At 51.5% G+C, this 17050-nt stretch carries 20 protein-coding genes; 6 read left to right on the top strand and 14 right to left on the bottom strand.

Annotated features, from left to right (window positions below; all coding sequences use genetic code 11):
• Positions 1–80: 80 nt before the first annotated feature.
• Complete coding sequence (locus tag PSE_RS23010) at positions 81–818, bottom strand: class II glutamine amidotransferase (protein ID WP_244421328.1); 738 nt, start codon at positions 816–818, stop codon at positions 81–83.
• Positions 819–1523: 705 nt separating this feature from the next.
• On the opposite strand from PSE_RS23010, the gene rpsU reads away from it, so the two are divergent.
• Positions 1524–1772: a 30S ribosomal protein S21 gene (gene rpsU, locus PSE_RS23015; RefSeq protein WP_235861627.1), complete on the top strand. Its 249-nt coding sequence runs from the start codon at positions 1524–1526 to the stop codon at positions 1770–1772.
• A 195-nt stretch (positions 1773–1967) separates the two neighbouring features.
• On the top strand, positions 1968–2828 hold the full coding sequence (locus tag PSE_RS23020; RefSeq protein ID WP_014286982.1) for a tetratricopeptide repeat protein: 861 nt from the start codon (positions 1968–1970) through the stop codon (positions 2826–2828).
• Positions 2829–2873: 45 nt separating this feature from the next.
• On the opposite strand, the gene PSE_RS23025 is transcribed toward PSE_RS23020, so the two are convergent.
• The 6 genes from PSE_RS23025 to PSE_RS23050 form a co-directional block, all read right to left on the bottom strand.
• Positions 2874–3782, bottom strand: a complete 909-nt coding sequence (locus PSE_RS23025) for a phospholipase (protein ID WP_041768772.1) — start codon at positions 3780–3782, stop codon at positions 2874–2876.
• 14 nt (positions 3783–3796) lie between these two features.
• Positions 3797–4567 carry an acetoacetate decarboxylase gene (locus PSE_RS23030; protein WP_014286984.1) on the bottom strand — a complete coding sequence of 257 codons (771 nt, stop codon included), beginning with the start codon at positions 4565–4567 and terminating at the stop codon, positions 3797–3799.
• Between the two features lie 198 nt (positions 4568–4765).
• Positions 4766–6022, bottom strand: a complete 1257-nt coding sequence (locus PSE_RS23035) for a hypothetical protein (protein WP_014286985.1) — start codon at positions 6020–6022, stop codon at positions 4766–4768.
• Positions 6023–6179: 157 nt separating this feature from the next.
• Positions 6180–6464: an aa3-type cytochrome c oxidase subunit IV gene (locus PSE_RS23040; RefSeq protein ID WP_208609234.1), complete on the bottom strand. Its 285-nt coding sequence runs from the start codon at positions 6462–6464 to the stop codon at positions 6180–6182.
• A 136-nt stretch (positions 6465–6600) separates the two neighbouring features.
• Positions 6601–7971, bottom strand: coding sequence for an AarF/ABC1/UbiB kinase family protein (locus tag PSE_RS23045; protein WP_041768773.1), 1371 nt, complete (start codon positions 7969–7971; stop codon positions 6601–6603).
• A 113-nt stretch (positions 7972–8084) separates the two neighbouring features.
• Complete coding sequence (locus tag PSE_RS23050; protein WP_014286987.1) at positions 8085–8498, bottom strand: DUF3224 domain-containing protein; 414 nt, start codon at positions 8496–8498, stop codon at positions 8085–8087.
• A gap of 84 nt (positions 8499–8582) precedes the next feature.
• Between PSE_RS23050 and PSE_RS23055 the strand changes: the two genes are divergently transcribed.
• Positions 8583–9407, top strand: a complete 825-nt coding sequence (locus PSE_RS23055; protein WP_014286988.1) for an AraC family transcriptional regulator — start codon at positions 8583–8585, stop codon at positions 9405–9407.
• On the opposite strand, the gene PSE_RS23060 is transcribed toward PSE_RS23055, so the two are convergent.
• The 5 genes from PSE_RS23060 to purB all read right to left on the bottom strand — a co-directional run bounded on the left by PSE_RS23060 (position 9404) and on the right by purB (position 13584).
• Entirely contained in the window at positions 9404–10312 is a 909-nt protein-coding gene (locus PSE_RS23060) for a DUF3445 domain-containing protein (RefSeq protein ID WP_014286989.1), read from the bottom strand. The genes PSE_RS23055 and PSE_RS23060 overlap by 4 nt on opposite strands.
• 60 nt (positions 10313–10372) lie before the next feature.
• The gene (locus PSE_RS23065; protein ID WP_014286990.1) at positions 10373–10924 is read right to left on the bottom strand and encodes an alpha/beta hydrolase; all 552 of its coding nucleotides are present in this window, start codon (positions 10922–10924) and stop codon (positions 10373–10375) included.
• Positions 10911–11711: a metallophosphoesterase gene (locus PSE_RS23070; RefSeq protein ID WP_014286991.1), complete on the bottom strand. Its 801-nt coding sequence runs from the start codon at positions 11709–11711 to the stop codon at positions 10911–10913. Before PSE_RS23070 ends, PSE_RS23065 begins: the two co-directional genes overlap by 14 nt.
• A gap of 154 nt (positions 11712–11865) precedes the next feature.
• Complete coding sequence (locus tag PSE_RS23075) at positions 11866–12225, bottom strand: VOC family protein (RefSeq protein ID WP_008551442.1); 360 nt, start codon at positions 12223–12225, stop codon at positions 11866–11868.
• A gap of 30 nt (positions 12226–12255) precedes the next feature.
• Positions 12256–13584: an adenylosuccinate lyase gene (gene purB, locus PSE_RS23080; protein WP_008551578.1), complete on the bottom strand. Its 1329-nt coding sequence runs from the start codon at positions 13582–13584 to the stop codon at positions 12256–12258.
• 302 nt (positions 13585–13886) lie between these two features.
• On the opposite strand from purB, the gene PSE_RS23085 reads away from it, so the two are divergent.
• From PSE_RS23085 to PSE_RS23095, 3 genes are all read left to right on the top strand, one after another.
• Positions 13887–14264, top strand: a complete 378-nt coding sequence (locus tag PSE_RS23085) for a VOC family protein (RefSeq protein ID WP_041769145.1) — start codon at positions 13887–13889, stop codon at positions 14262–14264.
• A gap of 100 nt (positions 14265–14364) precedes the next feature.
• Positions 14365–15141, top strand: a complete 777-nt coding sequence (locus tag PSE_RS23090) for an AraC family transcriptional regulator (protein WP_014286994.1) — start codon at positions 14365–14367, stop codon at positions 15139–15141.
• 18 nt (positions 15142–15159) lie between these two features.
• Complete coding sequence (locus tag PSE_RS23095) at positions 15160–15630, top strand: PaaI family thioesterase (protein WP_014286995.1); 471 nt, start codon at positions 15160–15162, stop codon at positions 15628–15630.
• Positions 15631–15683: 53 nt separating this feature from the next.
• On the opposite strand, the gene PSE_RS23100 is transcribed toward PSE_RS23095, so the two are convergent.
• Complete coding sequence (locus PSE_RS23100; RefSeq protein ID WP_041768774.1) at positions 15684–16295, bottom strand: hypothetical protein; 612 nt, start codon at positions 16293–16295, stop codon at positions 15684–15686.
• A gap of 38 nt (positions 16296–16333) precedes the next feature.
• Positions 16334–16966, bottom strand: a complete 633-nt coding sequence (locus PSE_RS23105; protein ID WP_083841610.1) for a hypothetical protein — start codon at positions 16964–16966, stop codon at positions 16334–16336.
• Positions 16967–17050 lie beyond the last annotated feature (84 nt).

The raw sequence follows: 17050 nt of genomic DNA on the forward strand, positions 1-17050 counted from the left end.
GGAAACTTCCTATAATAGAAACAGACCAACAATTTCCCAGCGCTTCCCTGCCTAAGCAATTCCGCTAGTGAAAAAGTCGATTACGCTACTTTGCAAAACTCTTCGGGAATGTCCAGAGGAATAAAGCAAGGCGCATTATCACCGCCATAGATCATGATGTGACCACAAGGCACTTCGTACCAACCTTGCCCACCCTTTTCCAAAGGCTCGGACACAACACTCAAGTTACTGTTATGCAAGCGATAATAGAGACTTGGTACGATCTTATCGCTGGAGCAACGCACCGCATAAAGACGCTCGCCATCAGTCAAGGCCATCGCTACACGCAACGGAGCAATGACATCATTGCAACGCATAATCTCAAGCGTTTTCGTCAGCACCTGTTGCACAGCCCCCACAGGATCAACATCCAGACCATGGCTCATCATCGCAAGAAACAGAGCTTCACTGTCCGTTGTACCTTGACGAAAACGATAAAAATCGTCGTTGATCATGCCTTCGATCTGCCGGCGGATATCATCATATCCCCCGATCTGTCCGTTATGCATGAACATCCACTTGCCAACGGCAAACGGATGACAGTTGGATCGGGAGGTCGCAGTACCAGTAGACGCGCGCACATGCGCAAAAAACAATGAGGACTTCAGCTGCTTTGTAATACTCAGCAGGTTCTCATCACCCCACGCTGGCTGTGTGTCACGATAAAGACCCGGCTCAGGTTTATGGCCATACCAGCCAATTCCGAAACCATCACCATTGGTGTTCACCTTGGCTTCCGCACAATGCAGGCTCTGCGCAATCAGAGAATGGTTGGGCATTGAAATCAGCTCTTCCATAAAGATGGGAGCTCCACGGTACGCAAGCCAGCGGCACATTACTTTATTCTTTCTTCTGATCGATTACCCAAATGAGGTCCTCAGATTATGCATGATCCACCTGCACGTATAAACCCCTTCCCTATAACTAGAGTAACGAGTTTTCTCAGTGACCCTTCTGAGAATCTAAAGTGAGCATGCCAGAAGCGCAATGTCCCGCTCGACTCATCCTCTGTCTCCGAATACGACGGACGGCGTTTGAAGCAAATTTCACTCAAAACTCCACCTCGATTTCCACCGTTCAGAAAAGCTCCTGTGACTTTTTTCGGTATCAAAAGAGAGATTCAACCATACACAATCAAAGGTTGCATTATGCTTATCAGAGTTCAGCCATGAAGTTATAATGGATTTTGAAAGCTATTTTTACTTATCTTTTACTTTAAGCAAGAAGCCGCCGATACGCCAACTTGAAGAAAACGTGCGACTGCTGCTGCGATTGCCTTGCTCTGGAAGAGGTATTCCCCCTTATCCCATCTATAAATTAACATAGATTCTCAAGTAAGGAGGTAGACAGCCCACACTCAGTCTGCTAGTTACCCCGTCAAGAAGCGACGCATCAGCGGCGACGAAGTCCTTGTGACCCGTGCATATGCGCTAAGCATCGCTATCAATCATTTCATTTATGTCGTTCTGGATATCTTATCCGGAATGCTCGAAGGTAAGGATAAACGCGTGCAGGTTCTCGTTCGCGATAATAACGTCGATCAGGCGCTGAAAGCGCTTAAGAAAAAGATGCAGCGTGAAGGCATCTTCCGCGAAATGAAGCTTCGTGGCCACTACGAAAAGCCATCTGAAAAGAAGGCTCGCGAAAAGGCTGAAGCTATCCGCCGCACCCGCAAGCTGGCACGTAAGCGCGCACAGCGTGAAGGCCTGCTGCTCGGCAAAGGCCGTCGTTAATTCGGCGATATCCGGGGCATCGCACAGCTAAGGTTCAACAATGTTTGACACAGCCTGCGACCTCCTCGGAGCTTGAATTCAGAACGGACTAACCGGTAAGCCGGTTGGTCCGTTTGTTGTTTCTGCTGGTTCATTCGACCTTTTTTTGCCACACTAAAGTGTAGGCTACCGTGTCATTGCAAGGACTCTTTAAGAATGGGGCACATTCTCGTGAACAATAAACTGGCTAAAGGCATCTGCGCGTGTCTGCTCGCGCTTGGCGTTGTAGCGTGCCAATCCAACTCTTCCGGCCTTGTTTATCAGAATGTACCTATCGACAAAGCTGTTGGCTCTTCCTCTAACATCGATAGTCTGAGCGCTGTTGTTGACGCGAACCCAACCGATGCAGACGCTTACAACAAGCGCGGCATCGCATATGCAAAAGCAGGACGCCTTGATCAGGCAACTGAGGACTTCAACAAGTCCCTGCAATTGCGTCCTAACTCTTATCAGGCTTATGCAAACCGCGCGCTGGTGGAACGCCGCAAAGGCAACACCTCACAAGCCATTCAGGATTACAGCGCAGCTCTGTCCATCAAGCCAGACTACGTAAAGGCTCTCAACGGACGCGGCAACACGTACCGTTCCATCGGCCAGAACACGTCAGCCCTGCGGGACTACAACGAAGTTATCCGTCTGAACGCAGGTGACGCACAGGCCTACCACAACCGCGGCCTCATCTATCAGGCACAAGGTCTGCAGGAAGCAGCGCTGAATGACTTCTCGTCCGCAGTTGGCCTGAACTCCCGTGCTTACTCACCACTGATCGCACGCGGTGTAACCTATCTTTCACTCGGCGATGCAAAGTCCGCTTTGAAAGACTTCAACGCTGCAATCGCGCTGAACGGAAAATCCGCTTCAGCATGGGCAAACCGCGGACGCGCTGAAGAAGCTTTAGGTCAGATCACCGAGGCACGTCAATCCTATACCAGAGCATTGCAGCTTTCCTCGACAAACCAGATCGCGAAAGAAGGCGCAAAGCGTCTGGCGGTGTCCTCTGGCGTACCGCAAGCCTAAGCGCTTCATACATAAAGTTTCCAAAGGCCGGGTTTCCGGCCTTTTTTATTGCCTGGTCTTTGGGCTTTGCTTCAACATCCAGTTGATCTCATCCCGCCAGTTAATCATGCGAATTGGCGTCCCGTGAGAGCCGGTCTCAAACAGCCTAAACCGCACCGGATATCCCTTTGTCTTGGATGCAAGCGCCTGAAACAAAGCGTACTGCTTTTCCCAGCTGTACACGCGATCTGCGCTCCCATGACCAAACACGATAGGCACACCTGACTTATAGGCATCACTCACAAGAAGCCGCCGATCTGTAGCACCTCCAAGGAAAAACAAACCAGACAGATGGCCTGCCACACCAGCGTTACTAGCCAAGCCATAACAAACCTGAGACCCCATGGAACCACAGGCAACAATCACAGCAGCATTTGGGGCGAGTTCTCGATACTGCGCAATCAGCTCCCGAATTTCCTGCGTGCCTCTCGGGCTTTCAAGCTTCACATCCGGCGACAGATAGACCCCGTCATTTCGCACCATCAGGTTCTTGAGACGATTGAAGTTCCCTCCGAACGTCCAATCCGCATTGCCCTGCTTCCGATTACCGCCTTTACCGTGCAGATAGAGCACCAACAGTTTCGTGTTGGCATCAGGAGAGCCAACACGAATGTGCTTTCGCTTGCTGCCTGCTAAAACTGCCGAGCGCTCCCGCACATACCAGGACGGTCTGCTGGAAACATACTGCCCGTCAACGCGTCGCTCAGGAACTTCATCCCGGTCCCGTAAATCACGTTGTATCTGGTAATCGAGCCTCAAAAACGCACCGCCCTGCCCCTGCTCCAACACAAGCGGATAAGCAAAGAGTTCATCCTTATAGGGTTTCAGCTCAAAGCCAGCAGCCTGAGAGAGCGATAACCCCACCATCATCAGACCGACGATCATCCTGAAGCAGCTTTGCAGGAGCCCACGCATGGCCAGCAGCCTTCCTATGGTTTCAAGTAATCATGTATAACCCGGCCATACGGCAATGTGAGATCGGTGATAAAGTGAACTCCCCCCAGCGACTTGAGCATTGGCAGGTCTGCAACCGGCGCATTGGCATGATGAAACAGCTGTAAGCTCGCAGGGCCAGACCAGGCCCCCTTCACGGTCACATCGGCGACTTCATAAGCAACCAGCTGAGCAATCGCCAATGAGCCATCAACATCAGGAATAAGCTTCAGATTCACTTGCGTTTTCTGCAGTTTCTTCAGGATCGCATCCGGATGACACTGCGTGCCATGCTCCACATCGTAAAGAAGGTGCTGGTACTTATAGCCCATCGTCGCGATCGCGATCGTCACCCCATCAAACTCCAGGTGCCCGGTTAGCGTTGCCCCTGTTACGCTCAACTCCGGATGTCCCAGTTTCTTAGGGAATCCCCAAATCTCACGCCCGCCAAAGATCGGCGGTGTATCATCAAGAAACATCTGCTGAGTGAAGTTGACTGGATGGTCGCCAAATTTGGCAGGGATCACGATGCCGGATTCAGTGTAGTCTCCAAAGCCAGCAGAATCTGGCATTCGGATCACCTCAAACATCACCTTGTTGGAGCCATCTGGCTCCAGCGGTTCTGGTAAGGCTTCGCGAATAGCGTCGGGATCACTCTCGTAAGAGACCACAAAGAACTCGCGGTCGATAAACCTGTAAGGCCCCTTGGGATAAGCAGGAGAAGCAATCGGCATGGAAGCCTGTTCAAGAATATCGGCAATTTTCATGGACCACCTCGATCATGAAAGGGTGTGATGCGCAGCCAAATCACCAGCCAGCGCGCTCTCAGCATAAGCACCGATATTTTAGATGTTGCTCCTTGGGTTTTGGGGTGACACTTTCAGAGCTCACCCCAAACACTTTTTCAATCAGCTGGTTACGTCGATTTCCTTGAAGGTCGCAACCGGCGCTTTTTCGCGGATAACTCAGTTCAACGCACCGAGCTCTGTTTTCAGCGTCGGATGAACCAGTCCAAACATGCGAAGCTCACTTGCGCCAGTCCCAGAGCTACTCTGATTTACACGGCTGGCAATGTTGAGCGTGGTGGTGGACTGATCAACACTCCACCCAATTCGATCACCTGCTACAAACGCAACTTTCCGCCCTGTACGCGTGGTCCCGATTGCAACGCCCTCAACCAATTCCACAGAAGCAAGGCGCTCCGTATCAATGTGGTAGTCAGCAATCATCATCAGGCCAATCAGATAATAATAACCGGCTTCCTGAGACAAGCCTCGACGGCTCGCCTGATCAATTAACGCAGCTTTGCCACGAACACCTTTCAACGCATTCAGGCTCGCAACAAACACAATCTTTTCGCCGCGTGTCATGGATGTAGCACTGAGGAAGGACTGCGTGGTCCGCTGCGGAACAGCCATCTCACCCAGCATCTCACGCATCTTCTCATCCGCAACCGTTGGGCTTGCCTTCAACGCTTCACTAAAGTTCGTCGTTGCCAGCACACCACTCACAGCGGTGCCCGCACCACCCGGAATAAACACAGTCGCTAGATTGGTCAGGCGGTTAGAAGTGGCATAAGCCCAGGCGGCTTTATCAAGTTCATCTGATAGCGGAGGAAAGGTTGTATAGGGATCTACATTCGCAGCCACAGCAATGTAACGGCGTGCTTTATCTCGCCCGACCACAGCAGCAGCAACACTCTCAACAGCAGAGGTTTTCTTGGCACCACCTTTGGAAGGCGCAGTCGCACCAGAGTTGCCAGTAATTGTGTTGACTGTCCCGTTCAGCAGCAGCCCAACCCCATCAGCCGTGGAGCTGAGCGTTTCTTTTGGATCAGTGACAAGGCTTCCTAAGAAAGTCAGTGGCTTGGCAACAGCACTTACAACGCCCTCACCCGCCTGCGAAACCGTATCCATCTGCTCAATACCGCGCAGAGCTTGGAGCTCATTAATCCGCTTTTTCAGCGTCGCAGTACCGCGCACTTTGTAGGTCTTGCCCTGAACCCGAAGGCTGTATTGAAGCAGCGTCCCATTCCGAAGGACGGGCGGTAAAATCTCATAATTGCTGCCACGCACGGCAACTCCCTCTTCCTTCAGGATCTGAGAGAAACCCAAATCTGAAGAGGCAGAGTGAGACGGCGATGAAGCAATCGCGACCACAATGAAGATGGCAAGCAATAAAGAACAGCGCAGAAGTACGCGAACAGTTTGCGCAGTAGACATAAGATACCCGAACTCAGAACAACTATTACTAAGGCCCTATCCTTCAATAATGATCAGAAAAGGGCAGCGCCTCCGCTGAATCTCGGGGTTGAAACGAAAAATCGCAGAAGCACACAGCTCCTGCGATCCTCAAAACCGTTTGGAACCTGAGGGTTTCCTAGATTGTCAATGCAACCGTCACCGCACATGCAATCAGGAAGACGATTCCCGGCACAACGTGGGCTCTGTCGCCAGATGCCATACCAACACCTGCTGCAATCACATTGGCGACTGTGATGATACTTGCCCATACCGTCCCGGCAGTACCACCAAATCCAACCATTGCAATCACCAATACGAACGTAAGAACTGCAAGAACGCCAACTTTTGAGAAGTTGATGAAGTTCTTGTAGGTCTTCTCGTGTTCCTCATAATCCATAACAGACGCGCTCCCGTCAGCCATGATTCCCCCTCGAAACAAGTAGTTTTCCTGATACGAGTCTTTAACATCACAATGTCATGTGACGCAACTTCCGTTAAGAACCGCTCAGGAAATAACCGAGGTGTCGGGGATAATTCCAGCTGGCAAAGTATGAGCTTCAATCAGCAGCAGTCAAACCACATAAGTCCAGTTGCTGCTTTTGATGGGCAGTCAGCACATCTCGTTCAAACCCATCAATCTGCTCGTTGAACAACTGGTGAAAGTTCAACTCAGCCCGCAAATGCAGGAACACAGACCCAAGCCCAATGGCTGCACGGTCCATGAAAACGAAATAGCGAGGGATCTTTACCGGTCCCAACTCTTTCAAAGACTGATGCACCCGGAACGCTTCTTTCCGGCCATAGGTCGCTGGAGACACGCCATCCGCAATGGAACGCGTCCTGTCGCTAAGCAACGGACCAAAAATGAAGTTCGCCCATATATTCAGCGTCTCGATGAGCTCCTTCGTCAGCCCTTCAAAACCCCAGGTCTCATAGGCTGAAACCACCCGCGCCTGATCATCCTCAAGCAGCCCGTGGTACAGATCAACAACCCCCTGAACAAAGTCGGGCGGAAAGATCCGCACACATCCATAATCCAGCAGATTCACACCCGCAGGCTCTTTGCCATCCTCAAAGATCGTGTAGTTGCCAAGATGAGGATCTCCATGGATCACTCCGTAATGAGCAAAAGGGTGCCACCAGGCTTTGAACATAACCTGCGCGATCTTATTGCGGGCCTCCAGCTTCTCCTGCCTATACGCAAGCAGCGGACGCCCTTCCAACCAGCTCATGGAAAGCAAACGTCGCGTTGAAAGATCTTCAACCACCTCAGGAATCTGGATCTCTGCATCCTCTGCAAACACATTGGCATAAAGCTTCGAGTGTCTCGCCTCACGTCGATAATCCAGCTCTTCGCGCAGACGGGCGCCGACTTCCTTCGCAATCTCGGATGTCTCGATCGCTGGCCGAAACCGCCGGTGCAACGCCAGCAGCATATCAAACTGGTTCAAATCGGCCTCTACCGCACTATCCATATCAGGATATTGCAGCTTGCACGCCAGCATCGATCCGTCTTGATTAAACGCGCGGTGCACCTGACCAAGAGAAGCCGCAGCGGCTGGCTCCTTCTCAAACTTATCGAACTTGCCTTGCCACCCCGGCCCAAGCTCAGCGCGCATACGTCGCTTAACGAATGCCCATCCCATCGGCGGAGCATTCGCCTGCAAGCTGGCCAGCTCTGCTGCATACTCTGGCGGCACCGCGTCCGGGATCGTCGAAAGCAGCTGCGCCACTTTCATCAGCGGCCCTTTCAGCTCACCAAGAGATTCTGCAATAGCAGCGGCATTCTTTGCGGGATCTTGATCCCAGCCGAACAACCTGCCAGCAGCAAGCTTGGCTGCAATGCCGCTCATATTTCCGCCAACCTTGGCATAGCGACCAATGCGGGCAGTCATTCGGTTTGCTTCGCGATCTCGAGATGAAGGCATATGGGGTTCCTGCGTCTCACACTCTTAATGCAATGTATAGTGCACTGCAAAACCTAGCAGAAAACGCAGAGAACCCAAGGGCACTTTTAAGATTTACCTAATCACATCTTTGTTCAGGCTTGCTCAACCCTCTCTACAAACTCCAGCTCAAACTCACTCTCAACCGCATTGCCATGAGACGTCACAAACTTGCCGGCACCGGAGACACCTTCAAAATCCCCCGTCCCAGAACCTGGCACCACAGTCATTTCCGACCGAACACCCTCAGCATCAAAAACACCTGTCTCCTCAACGAGAAACGTGCCTTCACGCGGCCCACACCGACCGGACACCTGCGTGTAGCCGTTATAATTGCCCAGCTTTTCAGTCACATACGCCAACTGATAAAACGTGTTGACCTGCCCAACAATATCCCCTCCAACGGGACCAAAAGCACGAACAGCTGCAATCTTACTCGTACTGGAAAGTGTCTCGGAAGTCTCTTCTTGCCATTCTTCAACTTTGTAGGTGCACTTGAGTTTTGCCATCTTCAACTCCTCGATTGAACGAACTGAAGATCTAATGCGCTCCCAAGAGAAGGGCTTGTAAAAGCGCGACAGCTGCTATCTTTTATGCTCATGCCAAATCAGGATGCCACCTCAAACCAGATCAGCGGCCTACTAAACCAGCAATGCAGCCTCCAGCATTTCAATCTGGACTGGCTCGAGCCTGCCGAACCGTTACAGGAAGCGATTGAGTTTTACTGGCTGATCACATGGGATCTGCGAGATAAGCCACCTTACGAGCAAGCCAATCTTCCGCACCCATCCCAACACATCGTCATAGACACCACCCAAACGACAGGTGTTTTTGGCATTAACACGGGTGTCTTTCATTATACGCTGCAGCAGACGGGCCGCGTCTTTGGCGTCAAGTTTCGCCCTGGAGCCTTCGCAGACTTCTTCCGCTACAATCCTTCACAGCTCCTCAACACCCACGAGAGCATTGAGCCGTTCCTCAACATTTCAGAGCAACAGCTTATCTCTGATCTCAGAGAAGCAACTCTCCCCAAGGCTTTCGCCGAGCAGATGGATGAGCGCTTGCTCAAGCACCAACAACCGCTCACGTCAAAAGCACGAAATGCCCGTGCACTAGTCGAGCTTATTGCTCAATCAGATGAGATCAACAACCTGACAGACCTCTCCAAGATCTCTGGCACCCGACCAAGAACAATCCAGCGCCTGTTCCAAAGCCACGTTGGCGTAAATCCCAAGTGGGTGATTGAACGATACCGTATGCTGGCTGCGGTTGACGCAATTAATCAGGGCCAGAACCTAAGCCTGACCGACTTGGCACATTCCCTCGGCTACTTCGACCACGCCCATTTCAGCAGAGCTTTCAAAAAACTAACAGGCCACACACCGAGCCATTACCTGCCAGAAGCCGAACCGGCCTAAGCCGTTTCTTTCACAACAGCATCAAGCGCTTGCCCGATTACGTGTGCATGCGCTCTGATACCTTTGTAAACCAGTTGATCCTCAGTCAGCCCGAGAACTTGGGTTTTCAGGTCTTGCGCCAACTGATTACCATCAGGGTGTTCCAATAGGTTTCGGATGGGATCGTGATGCACGCGGATTGTGAAGAGGATGTCTCCGCTCTCTGGCAATCGTCGCAGTGTTTGCTTCTCAACACGCACATAAAGCTGCTCAAGAGCCTGTTCTGGCTGAGAAAAGACCTCATGCCGCAAACGGGAAACAGGATGATGCAGATCACCATCCGTATAGAGCGACCAGTTCAGGCGCCAGACGGGCTTGTCAGCTTCCAGCCGCTCAAAGATCCGCTGAACCATCTGCCCCATGCGGTGACCATTGAAATCCGGCACTCCCTCATGGATGGCAGTCATTGAACCACCGAACTTCTCTGCCAAAGACCAACTGGAGGGAAAGCACAGGCTCGCCGCCACAAGCCGATACCCGTCCTCTCCTTTGCGCATCAGCACCAGATCTTCCTGCACCAATCGGGAGATCGACAGAAGCGGAGCTTCAGCACCAGCAGAAAGCTTAATGCTTTTATCAGTTCCCTGCAAAGCCAGAGCCCCATAAGCGTCACACGCATAAAGCTCCGAAAACTGGGCTAGCAGGTGCGATGAGATCAACTCAGCCACCTCACGCTGAGCTGCTTCTGTATCTGCTTCAGCAGTAAACACAAACGCGTTTGGGTCAGCTATGAGCCGCTCTTTCTCATCCAAATGCGCAATCAAAAACTCATCGGGCTCAATCCACTCTTTCAAATCAAGAGGTTCAAGCCCAACGGTAAACGGCTTCTTGGAGCCATCATAAGGTGTATGAGCAAATCGCGACATTAAACGCCCTCCCCATGCAAACCATGCACCGGAAGGAGGGCATTCAGCAACCTAGACGGATTACCCGAGCTCTTTCATGAAGTGCGCAAAAGAGATGATGCCTTCTGGCCACGGTCCCTGTCCGCTTTCAGAGTTAATGTGACCACTCTCACCAGCATCCTGCAAACGCGCGTTCCACAACTTCGCAAGCTGCTCCGCACGCTCGTAGGTGCAGTAAGGATCATTGCGGCTGGCAACAACCTTGGCGTGGAATGGCAGCGGGGACGTTGGGAACGGACCAAAGCCATGCAGTTCAGCTGGCACACAGGAGCTGTCATCAACATCTGCTGGGGCAACCAGATAAGCGCCTTTCACCCAGTTCTTGATGCGAGGGGCTGCATGTACAACGGTTGCAACACCAGCAGAGTGCGCAACAAGCACCACCGGACGTGTCGCTTCCTCAACCGCCTTCACAACATTGTTCACCCACTCCTCAAGATCTGGCTTGCTCCAGTCTTTCTGCTCAATGCGCCGACCAGTGGAGAACTTAGCCTGCCAGCGGCTTTGCCAGTGATTTGCGTCGGAGCCATGCAGGCCGGGGACAATCAGAATGTCCGCCTCAGAAATCTTCATAGGGTTCCTCAATACGTGGTCGTGCTAAAAAGTCTGGCAGCTTAATAGGACGAAAATAGCCGGTTTTCAAAGCTCCAGCCCAATCTCCACGCTGATTACGCGCAGCTTTTCTGCTCGCATGGTCCCAATCATAGTTCACCATGCGCTCTTCAAAGGACCAACGCGTGCCAACACGAGTCACAATCATATACCGCGCATGCGGGCTTCCAACTTCCATTACGTGCGAATGCGGCTTGTCATCATCATACGCCGGAAGCCCCACACTGCCTGCATTCATAATGATTTGCCCCGTTGTCTCCAGCCAGATCACCCGCGGAATATGGGTGTGCCCACACACGATCAGCGGTGACGTCACATTGCCAATGTGCTCAAGCACATACTCAGGGGACGCAAGCTTGGTACGGTCACCACTGAGCTCTTCAGTCAGATAAACATTATCCGCAGATGGGGTGCCATGACACAAAAACACGTTCTCCACGTGCTCCATTTGCGTCGGCAACTGCTTCAGCCAGGCCTTTGATTCATCAGAAAGCAGAGAATAGGCATGCGCATCGCTTGGCCCCATATTGGACTGGGCATGGTCCACCAGATGCCGGTCATGATTGCCTCGCACCGTGAGCCAGTTTTCAGCAATGAGATACTGAGCGGTCTCTTCCGGCCATAACGGCCCGGAAACACAATCGCCCAGATTGAAAACCAGATCCGGCGACTTCCGTTTGATGTCACGATGAACAGCTTCCAGAGCAGGCAGGTTACCGTGAATGTCGGAGATAACCGCAAATCTCATAGCAAAAACTCCAAAAGCGTATTCCTGACGAGCAACTCATTTGCGAAAAAAGAATACGCACAACAACATTGGCAAAACAGTTGGCAAAGCCACTGCATCAGGCAGCAAGCTTTGCCAGCACTGGCGTGATTAAAACCTTAAACAGGCCAAGTTGTCAGCGAGGTTCGCCCAGCAGTGTCAAAACATTGCCAAACGGATCATGAAAATGTGCAAGAACTCCGCCCCATACCTGCTTTTCAGGTGGGCTGGAAAAAGCAACGCCTTTTTCTGAAAGGCGTTCATAGGTATCGACGATATCGTCCACCTGCAAAGAAGCACCAAGAAAGCGACCAATGTATTCGCGGTCTTCTTCGTTATGCGCCTGCTCAATAATAAGCTCAGCGTTGTCGAGCTTGGCACCAAACGCGCCAAGCTCAGGCATATCCCAGCTGAGAGGAAGACCCAGCGTTTCCGCATAAAACTCCTTGGCCTTTCCGATATCATTCACGAAAATCCGCAGACCATAAAGCTTCATCTTCCCCTCCACTGCTATCAACGGGGCAATTTAGGCTTCGCCAAACACCCGCTTAAAGATCACGTCAACGTTCTTGGTGTGGTAGCCAAGGTCAAAGCGTTCGCGGATCTGCTCTTCAGACAGGTGCTTGCGAACATCTTCATCGTTCAGCAGCTCGCTCAGGAAGTCCACATCTGCACTACCGGAAACCTGATAGCTGTCCCAAACCTTCATCGCGTTGCGCTGTACCAGACGGTAGCTGTCCTCGCGGGAAGCTCCAGCCTGTGTCAGAGCAAGCAGAATACGCTGAGAGTGTACCAGACCACCAAGACGGTCCATGTTACCCATCATGCGCTCTGGGTAAACCACCAGATTTTCCATCACGTTGGTCAGACGAGCCAGCGCAAAATCCAGAGTCACAGTCGCATCAGGACCAATCATACGCTCAACAGAAGAGTGAGAGATGTCACGCTCGTGCCACAGCGCAACGTTTTCCATTGCAGGCATTGCATAAGAGCGAACCATGCGCGCCAGACCGGTCAGGTTCTCGGTCAGCACTGGGTTACGCTTGTGCGGCATCGCGGAAGAACCCTTCTGGCCTTTGGAGAAAAACTCCTCAGCTTCCAGAACTTCGGTGCGCTGCAGGTGACGAACTTCAGTCGCCAGACGCTCGATGGAAGATGCAATCACGCCCAGAACCGCGAAGAACATCGCATGACGATCACGCGGGATCACCTGAGTAGAAACAGGCTCAGCACCCAGACCCAGCTTTTCAGCAACGTGTTCTTCAACGCGAGGATCGATGTTTGCGAAAGTACCAACCGCGCCAGAAATCGCACAGGTCGCAATCTCTTCACGGGCCAGTTCCAAACGCTTCTTACAGCGATCAAACTCAGCATAAGCCTGCGCCATCTTCAGACCGAAGGTCACTGGCTCAGCATGAATACCGTGGGAACGACCGATAGTTACGGTGTCTTTGTGCTCATACGCGCGGCGCTTCAGAGCTGCCAGCAGCTTGTCCATATCGGCCAGAAGAATATCCGCCGCGCGAACCAGCTGAACGTTGAAGCACGTGTCTAGAACGTCAGAAGAGGTCATGCCCTGATGCACGAAGCGCGCATCCGGACCAACGATCTCAGCAAGATGCGTCAGGAACGCAATCACGTCGTGCTTGGTTTCACGCTCGATCTCATCAATCCGCGCAATGTCGAAGGTAGCCGGACCACCCTTCTCCCAGATCTTCGCAGCAGATTCTTTTGGGATCACACCCAGCTCTGCCAAAGCATCACAAGCATGAGCTTCAATCTCAAACCAGATGCGGAACTTTGTTTCAGGAGACCAAATAGCGACCATGTCAGGACGCGAATAGCGCGGGATCATGCCAGTCCTCGTATGCGTTACAATTCTGTCGCAGGATGTAGCAGCACAGGCTCCCTAGAACAATGCCAGAAAGCAGCAGGAAGACCGAAAAAACGCGTTTTTTTGGAGAATTTTGCGTTGCTACGTGCAGCTGAAGATTTCTTCATTCCATGAAAAAAGAACCTGCAGTTTTTGATCAAATTTTTCTCAATCAAACACACCACAAGGACATCGCAAAATCTACCCAGTTTGAGCCCGACAGAACTTCCTCTATGCTACCTCACCTGAACATTTCATACTGGTTCTTGGAAGGGGGATATCACATGCAACTGGGCGCGTTCTCAATCAGTCTCACAGTTAAAGATATCAACGCATCAATCGCGTTCTACAAGAAGCTCGGCTTTGCCTGCGATCCCAGTTGCGATGGCTCGAACGGGTGGGCGATCATGAAGAATGGTGAGACTGTCATCGGGCTGTTTCAGGGTATGTTTGAAAAGAACATGCTCACCTTCAATCCCGGTTGGGATCAGGAAGCTCAGGCGCTGGATGAGTTCATGGATGTGAGAGAGCTTCAGAAACGCCTGAAAGCAGATGGCATCGAAATCCATGGAACGGAAGCCGACGAAACCACGTCAGGGCCAGCAAGCTTCACTGTGGTTGATCCCGACGGAAACCCAATTCTGATTGATCAGCATAGATAGCCGAAGAGAAAGCTCATCAGCCAGCTACGACAAACGTTGAGCTTTAGTAAGCCTCTCAAATCCCTCTACACTCCCCTCATAAATCCAATGAGGTGCGTGAGTGACTGTGTCTTCAGTTGAATTTGCCGATACCAAGTCCTGCTATCTGGAGTTTGAAGCTCCGGATTGGCAAGCTCATTTCATTGAAAGCACATTCTACCTCCGCGACAATGGCACTCTCTCAGCACAAAGCAAAGGAAACTTCGCCTCTCCTTACGCCTCCTTGCGATTTGAGTACTCCAACGACCGTGCAGAAGGTCCGCCAAAGCTCAGGTACGTTCCGCCCAAGCCGACAATATCTCCCAAGACCCGCCAGATATTCGGTGTGATCTGGGGCGTAAAGTTCAAAGAGCTGCCACCATTGGCGATCCAACAGCCGCCCATGGCAGCAATTGATCAGATCAATTCGATCCACACACACTGTGAGCAAAACTCGGGAGAGCTGGAAGCCATCCGTCAGGCTCTCACTGAAACCTGCACAACCCTGATGTCTCTCGCACCGGGCGATGAGACCTCACACCAACTGACAACTGCACAATCAGCACGCACACACCGTCGGCAGTTCAAGTCGCGTATGGGCATCTCGCCCAAACCTTTTGCAGCACTCAACCGATTTCAGAGCGCGCTATCAGACATTTCGCAGAGCAACTCACCACTTAGTGACATCGCCTACGAACATGCCTTCGCAGATCAGGCGCATATGAGCCGTGATTTCAGAGAGAAAACCGGCCATTCCCCTGCACAGTTCAGAGAAGTCTGGTCAGAAAGCAACTCTGTCCGTTTTCTTCAAGACCATCAGGAAAGCCCGGCATTAAGACTAGGCATAGTGATAGATTAAACCCATAGGACATTAAGAATGCTCGCAGACAGCATGACAGAATTCACGCCGCGCTTTGCAGGTTATGAGAAAAAAGTAAGAGACAGCTTCGCCCGCCAACCGGCAATGGCTTCACTGGGCATCGAGATCGCCAAAGTGGAACCAGGCATCGTCGAGCTGACCATGCCGTACAACAAGGACTTCACCCAGCAACACGGCTTCCTTCACGCTGGTATCATCACCACTGCCTTGGACAGCGCTGCCGGGTACGCCGCTTTCTCCCTTATGGATGAAGACGCTGCGGTACTAACCATCGAGCTGAAAACCAACCTGATGAACCCTGCCGCAGGCGAGCACTTCGTGTTCCGGGCAAAAGTAGAAAAACCCGGCCGCACCATCACCTTCGTCAACGCCGCAGCCTACGCCATCAAAGAGGGTGTAGAGAAAAAAGTCGCCACCCTCTCCGGCACCATGATGGCCGTCCGCGGCAGAGCAGACATTCAGCAGTAGGCGTAAAAGGCGAGAGAAAACATCTCTCGCCGGCAGCTTTCAAAAGTGCTGAGTTACTTATTTACTCGTAGAACTAGCGAAGGTGTTGATCTGCTGTGCTCTCCAGAAATGAAGCTCACCCCAGCCACATCAACCGAGCGTTTACTCCCAGTGTCAGTCTCTACTTCGTTAATCCAACTCGTGCGATTCACACCTCCGGAAATCCTTACATTCTTTGAGAAAGAACCCACATCTTTTGTATAGTCATCAAAGACATAGCTTTTCACTTTGTCATCGAAGAACCTGATAGATCCATACTTCATGCTAGTTGCCAAGTAGCATGCAGGTGATGCTTCTGTCGCATCCGGTGACTTGTACTCACCCAGAACAATCACGCTATCATTGTTTGGGGCGCGATAAGCCTTGGTCGTCTTTCTATCAAAATTTCGGCTCTCTGCGATCGAAACCAATGGGAGGTCATGACTTGCAGAAGAAACCACTTTCCAGCCTGCCGATTTTAGATATCTATCTCGCACTTTTGTGCTTGACGAAATACAGGCTTTTTCAAATACCTCCCAAGTCTGGAGGTCCGCTTCTGAAGGCACATTAGTCGTTTGAAGGCCACCTCCACACGCGCCGAGAAGAACAGCCATCGATAAAAGCAACAGTTTGTTTTTGACACTCATGAGAGCTCCTATCGCAACGATTTATCTACTGGAAGATTTCATCTCAGCTTGCACTTGGTCTCTGTCCCCTTCAAGAAACCATGACTTTCTTTGGTGCAGTCGATCGGAACTTTGCGGGCAACCCGCACAGTAAGTACGTTCGCCCGATCTCCGAACGCCTGTTTCAGACTTGCTTCAACGGTACGTTTTAGATCCGCTTCACTGCGCCGGTGCTCCCATCCATAGGGAATAACTGTCACCGTTCCCGGTTTGAAGTCACTTACAAATGTTGCATCACCGATCTTGAAAGTGTGCCTTCCTTGCCCGGATTTTCCAGAAACAAATGCATATTTACCAGACCGCGCAGGCTCCGAATAAGACATCAGGAAGTAGTCATCATCGTGCTTGAAAGTCACTCGATATGATCCAAAAAGCCCGTCAAACACTTTGAAGGTAAGCTTGTTTTTATTGCTTTCTTCTTCGTCTTTACAATCTTCAATTGCACCCGAAGCATTCACCTTGCAGAAAATCGAAGATAGATCTGGCTGAACGCTTCCATAGCGCCAAATCAGGTAATTTTTAGTCTTGTCTATCGGAAACGTGGCTAAATGCGATTGATTGCTGGTGGGCTTGTACGACCCACATGCACTGATCGTAAATGCCATAGCCAACATCGCCAGAAGATTGCGCATGATCCCGCTCCGCTCATACGATTTAGAGCATCAGTCTAGAACCAAACCTCGAGGACCAGCGCCCTTCAGATCTAACTGAAAACT

It is taken from the genome of Pseudovibrio sp. FO-BEG1 (genome assembly GCF_000236645.1).
In the GTDB taxonomy this organism is placed as follows: domain Bacteria; phylum Pseudomonadota; class Alphaproteobacteria; order Rhizobiales; family Stappiaceae; genus Pseudovibrio.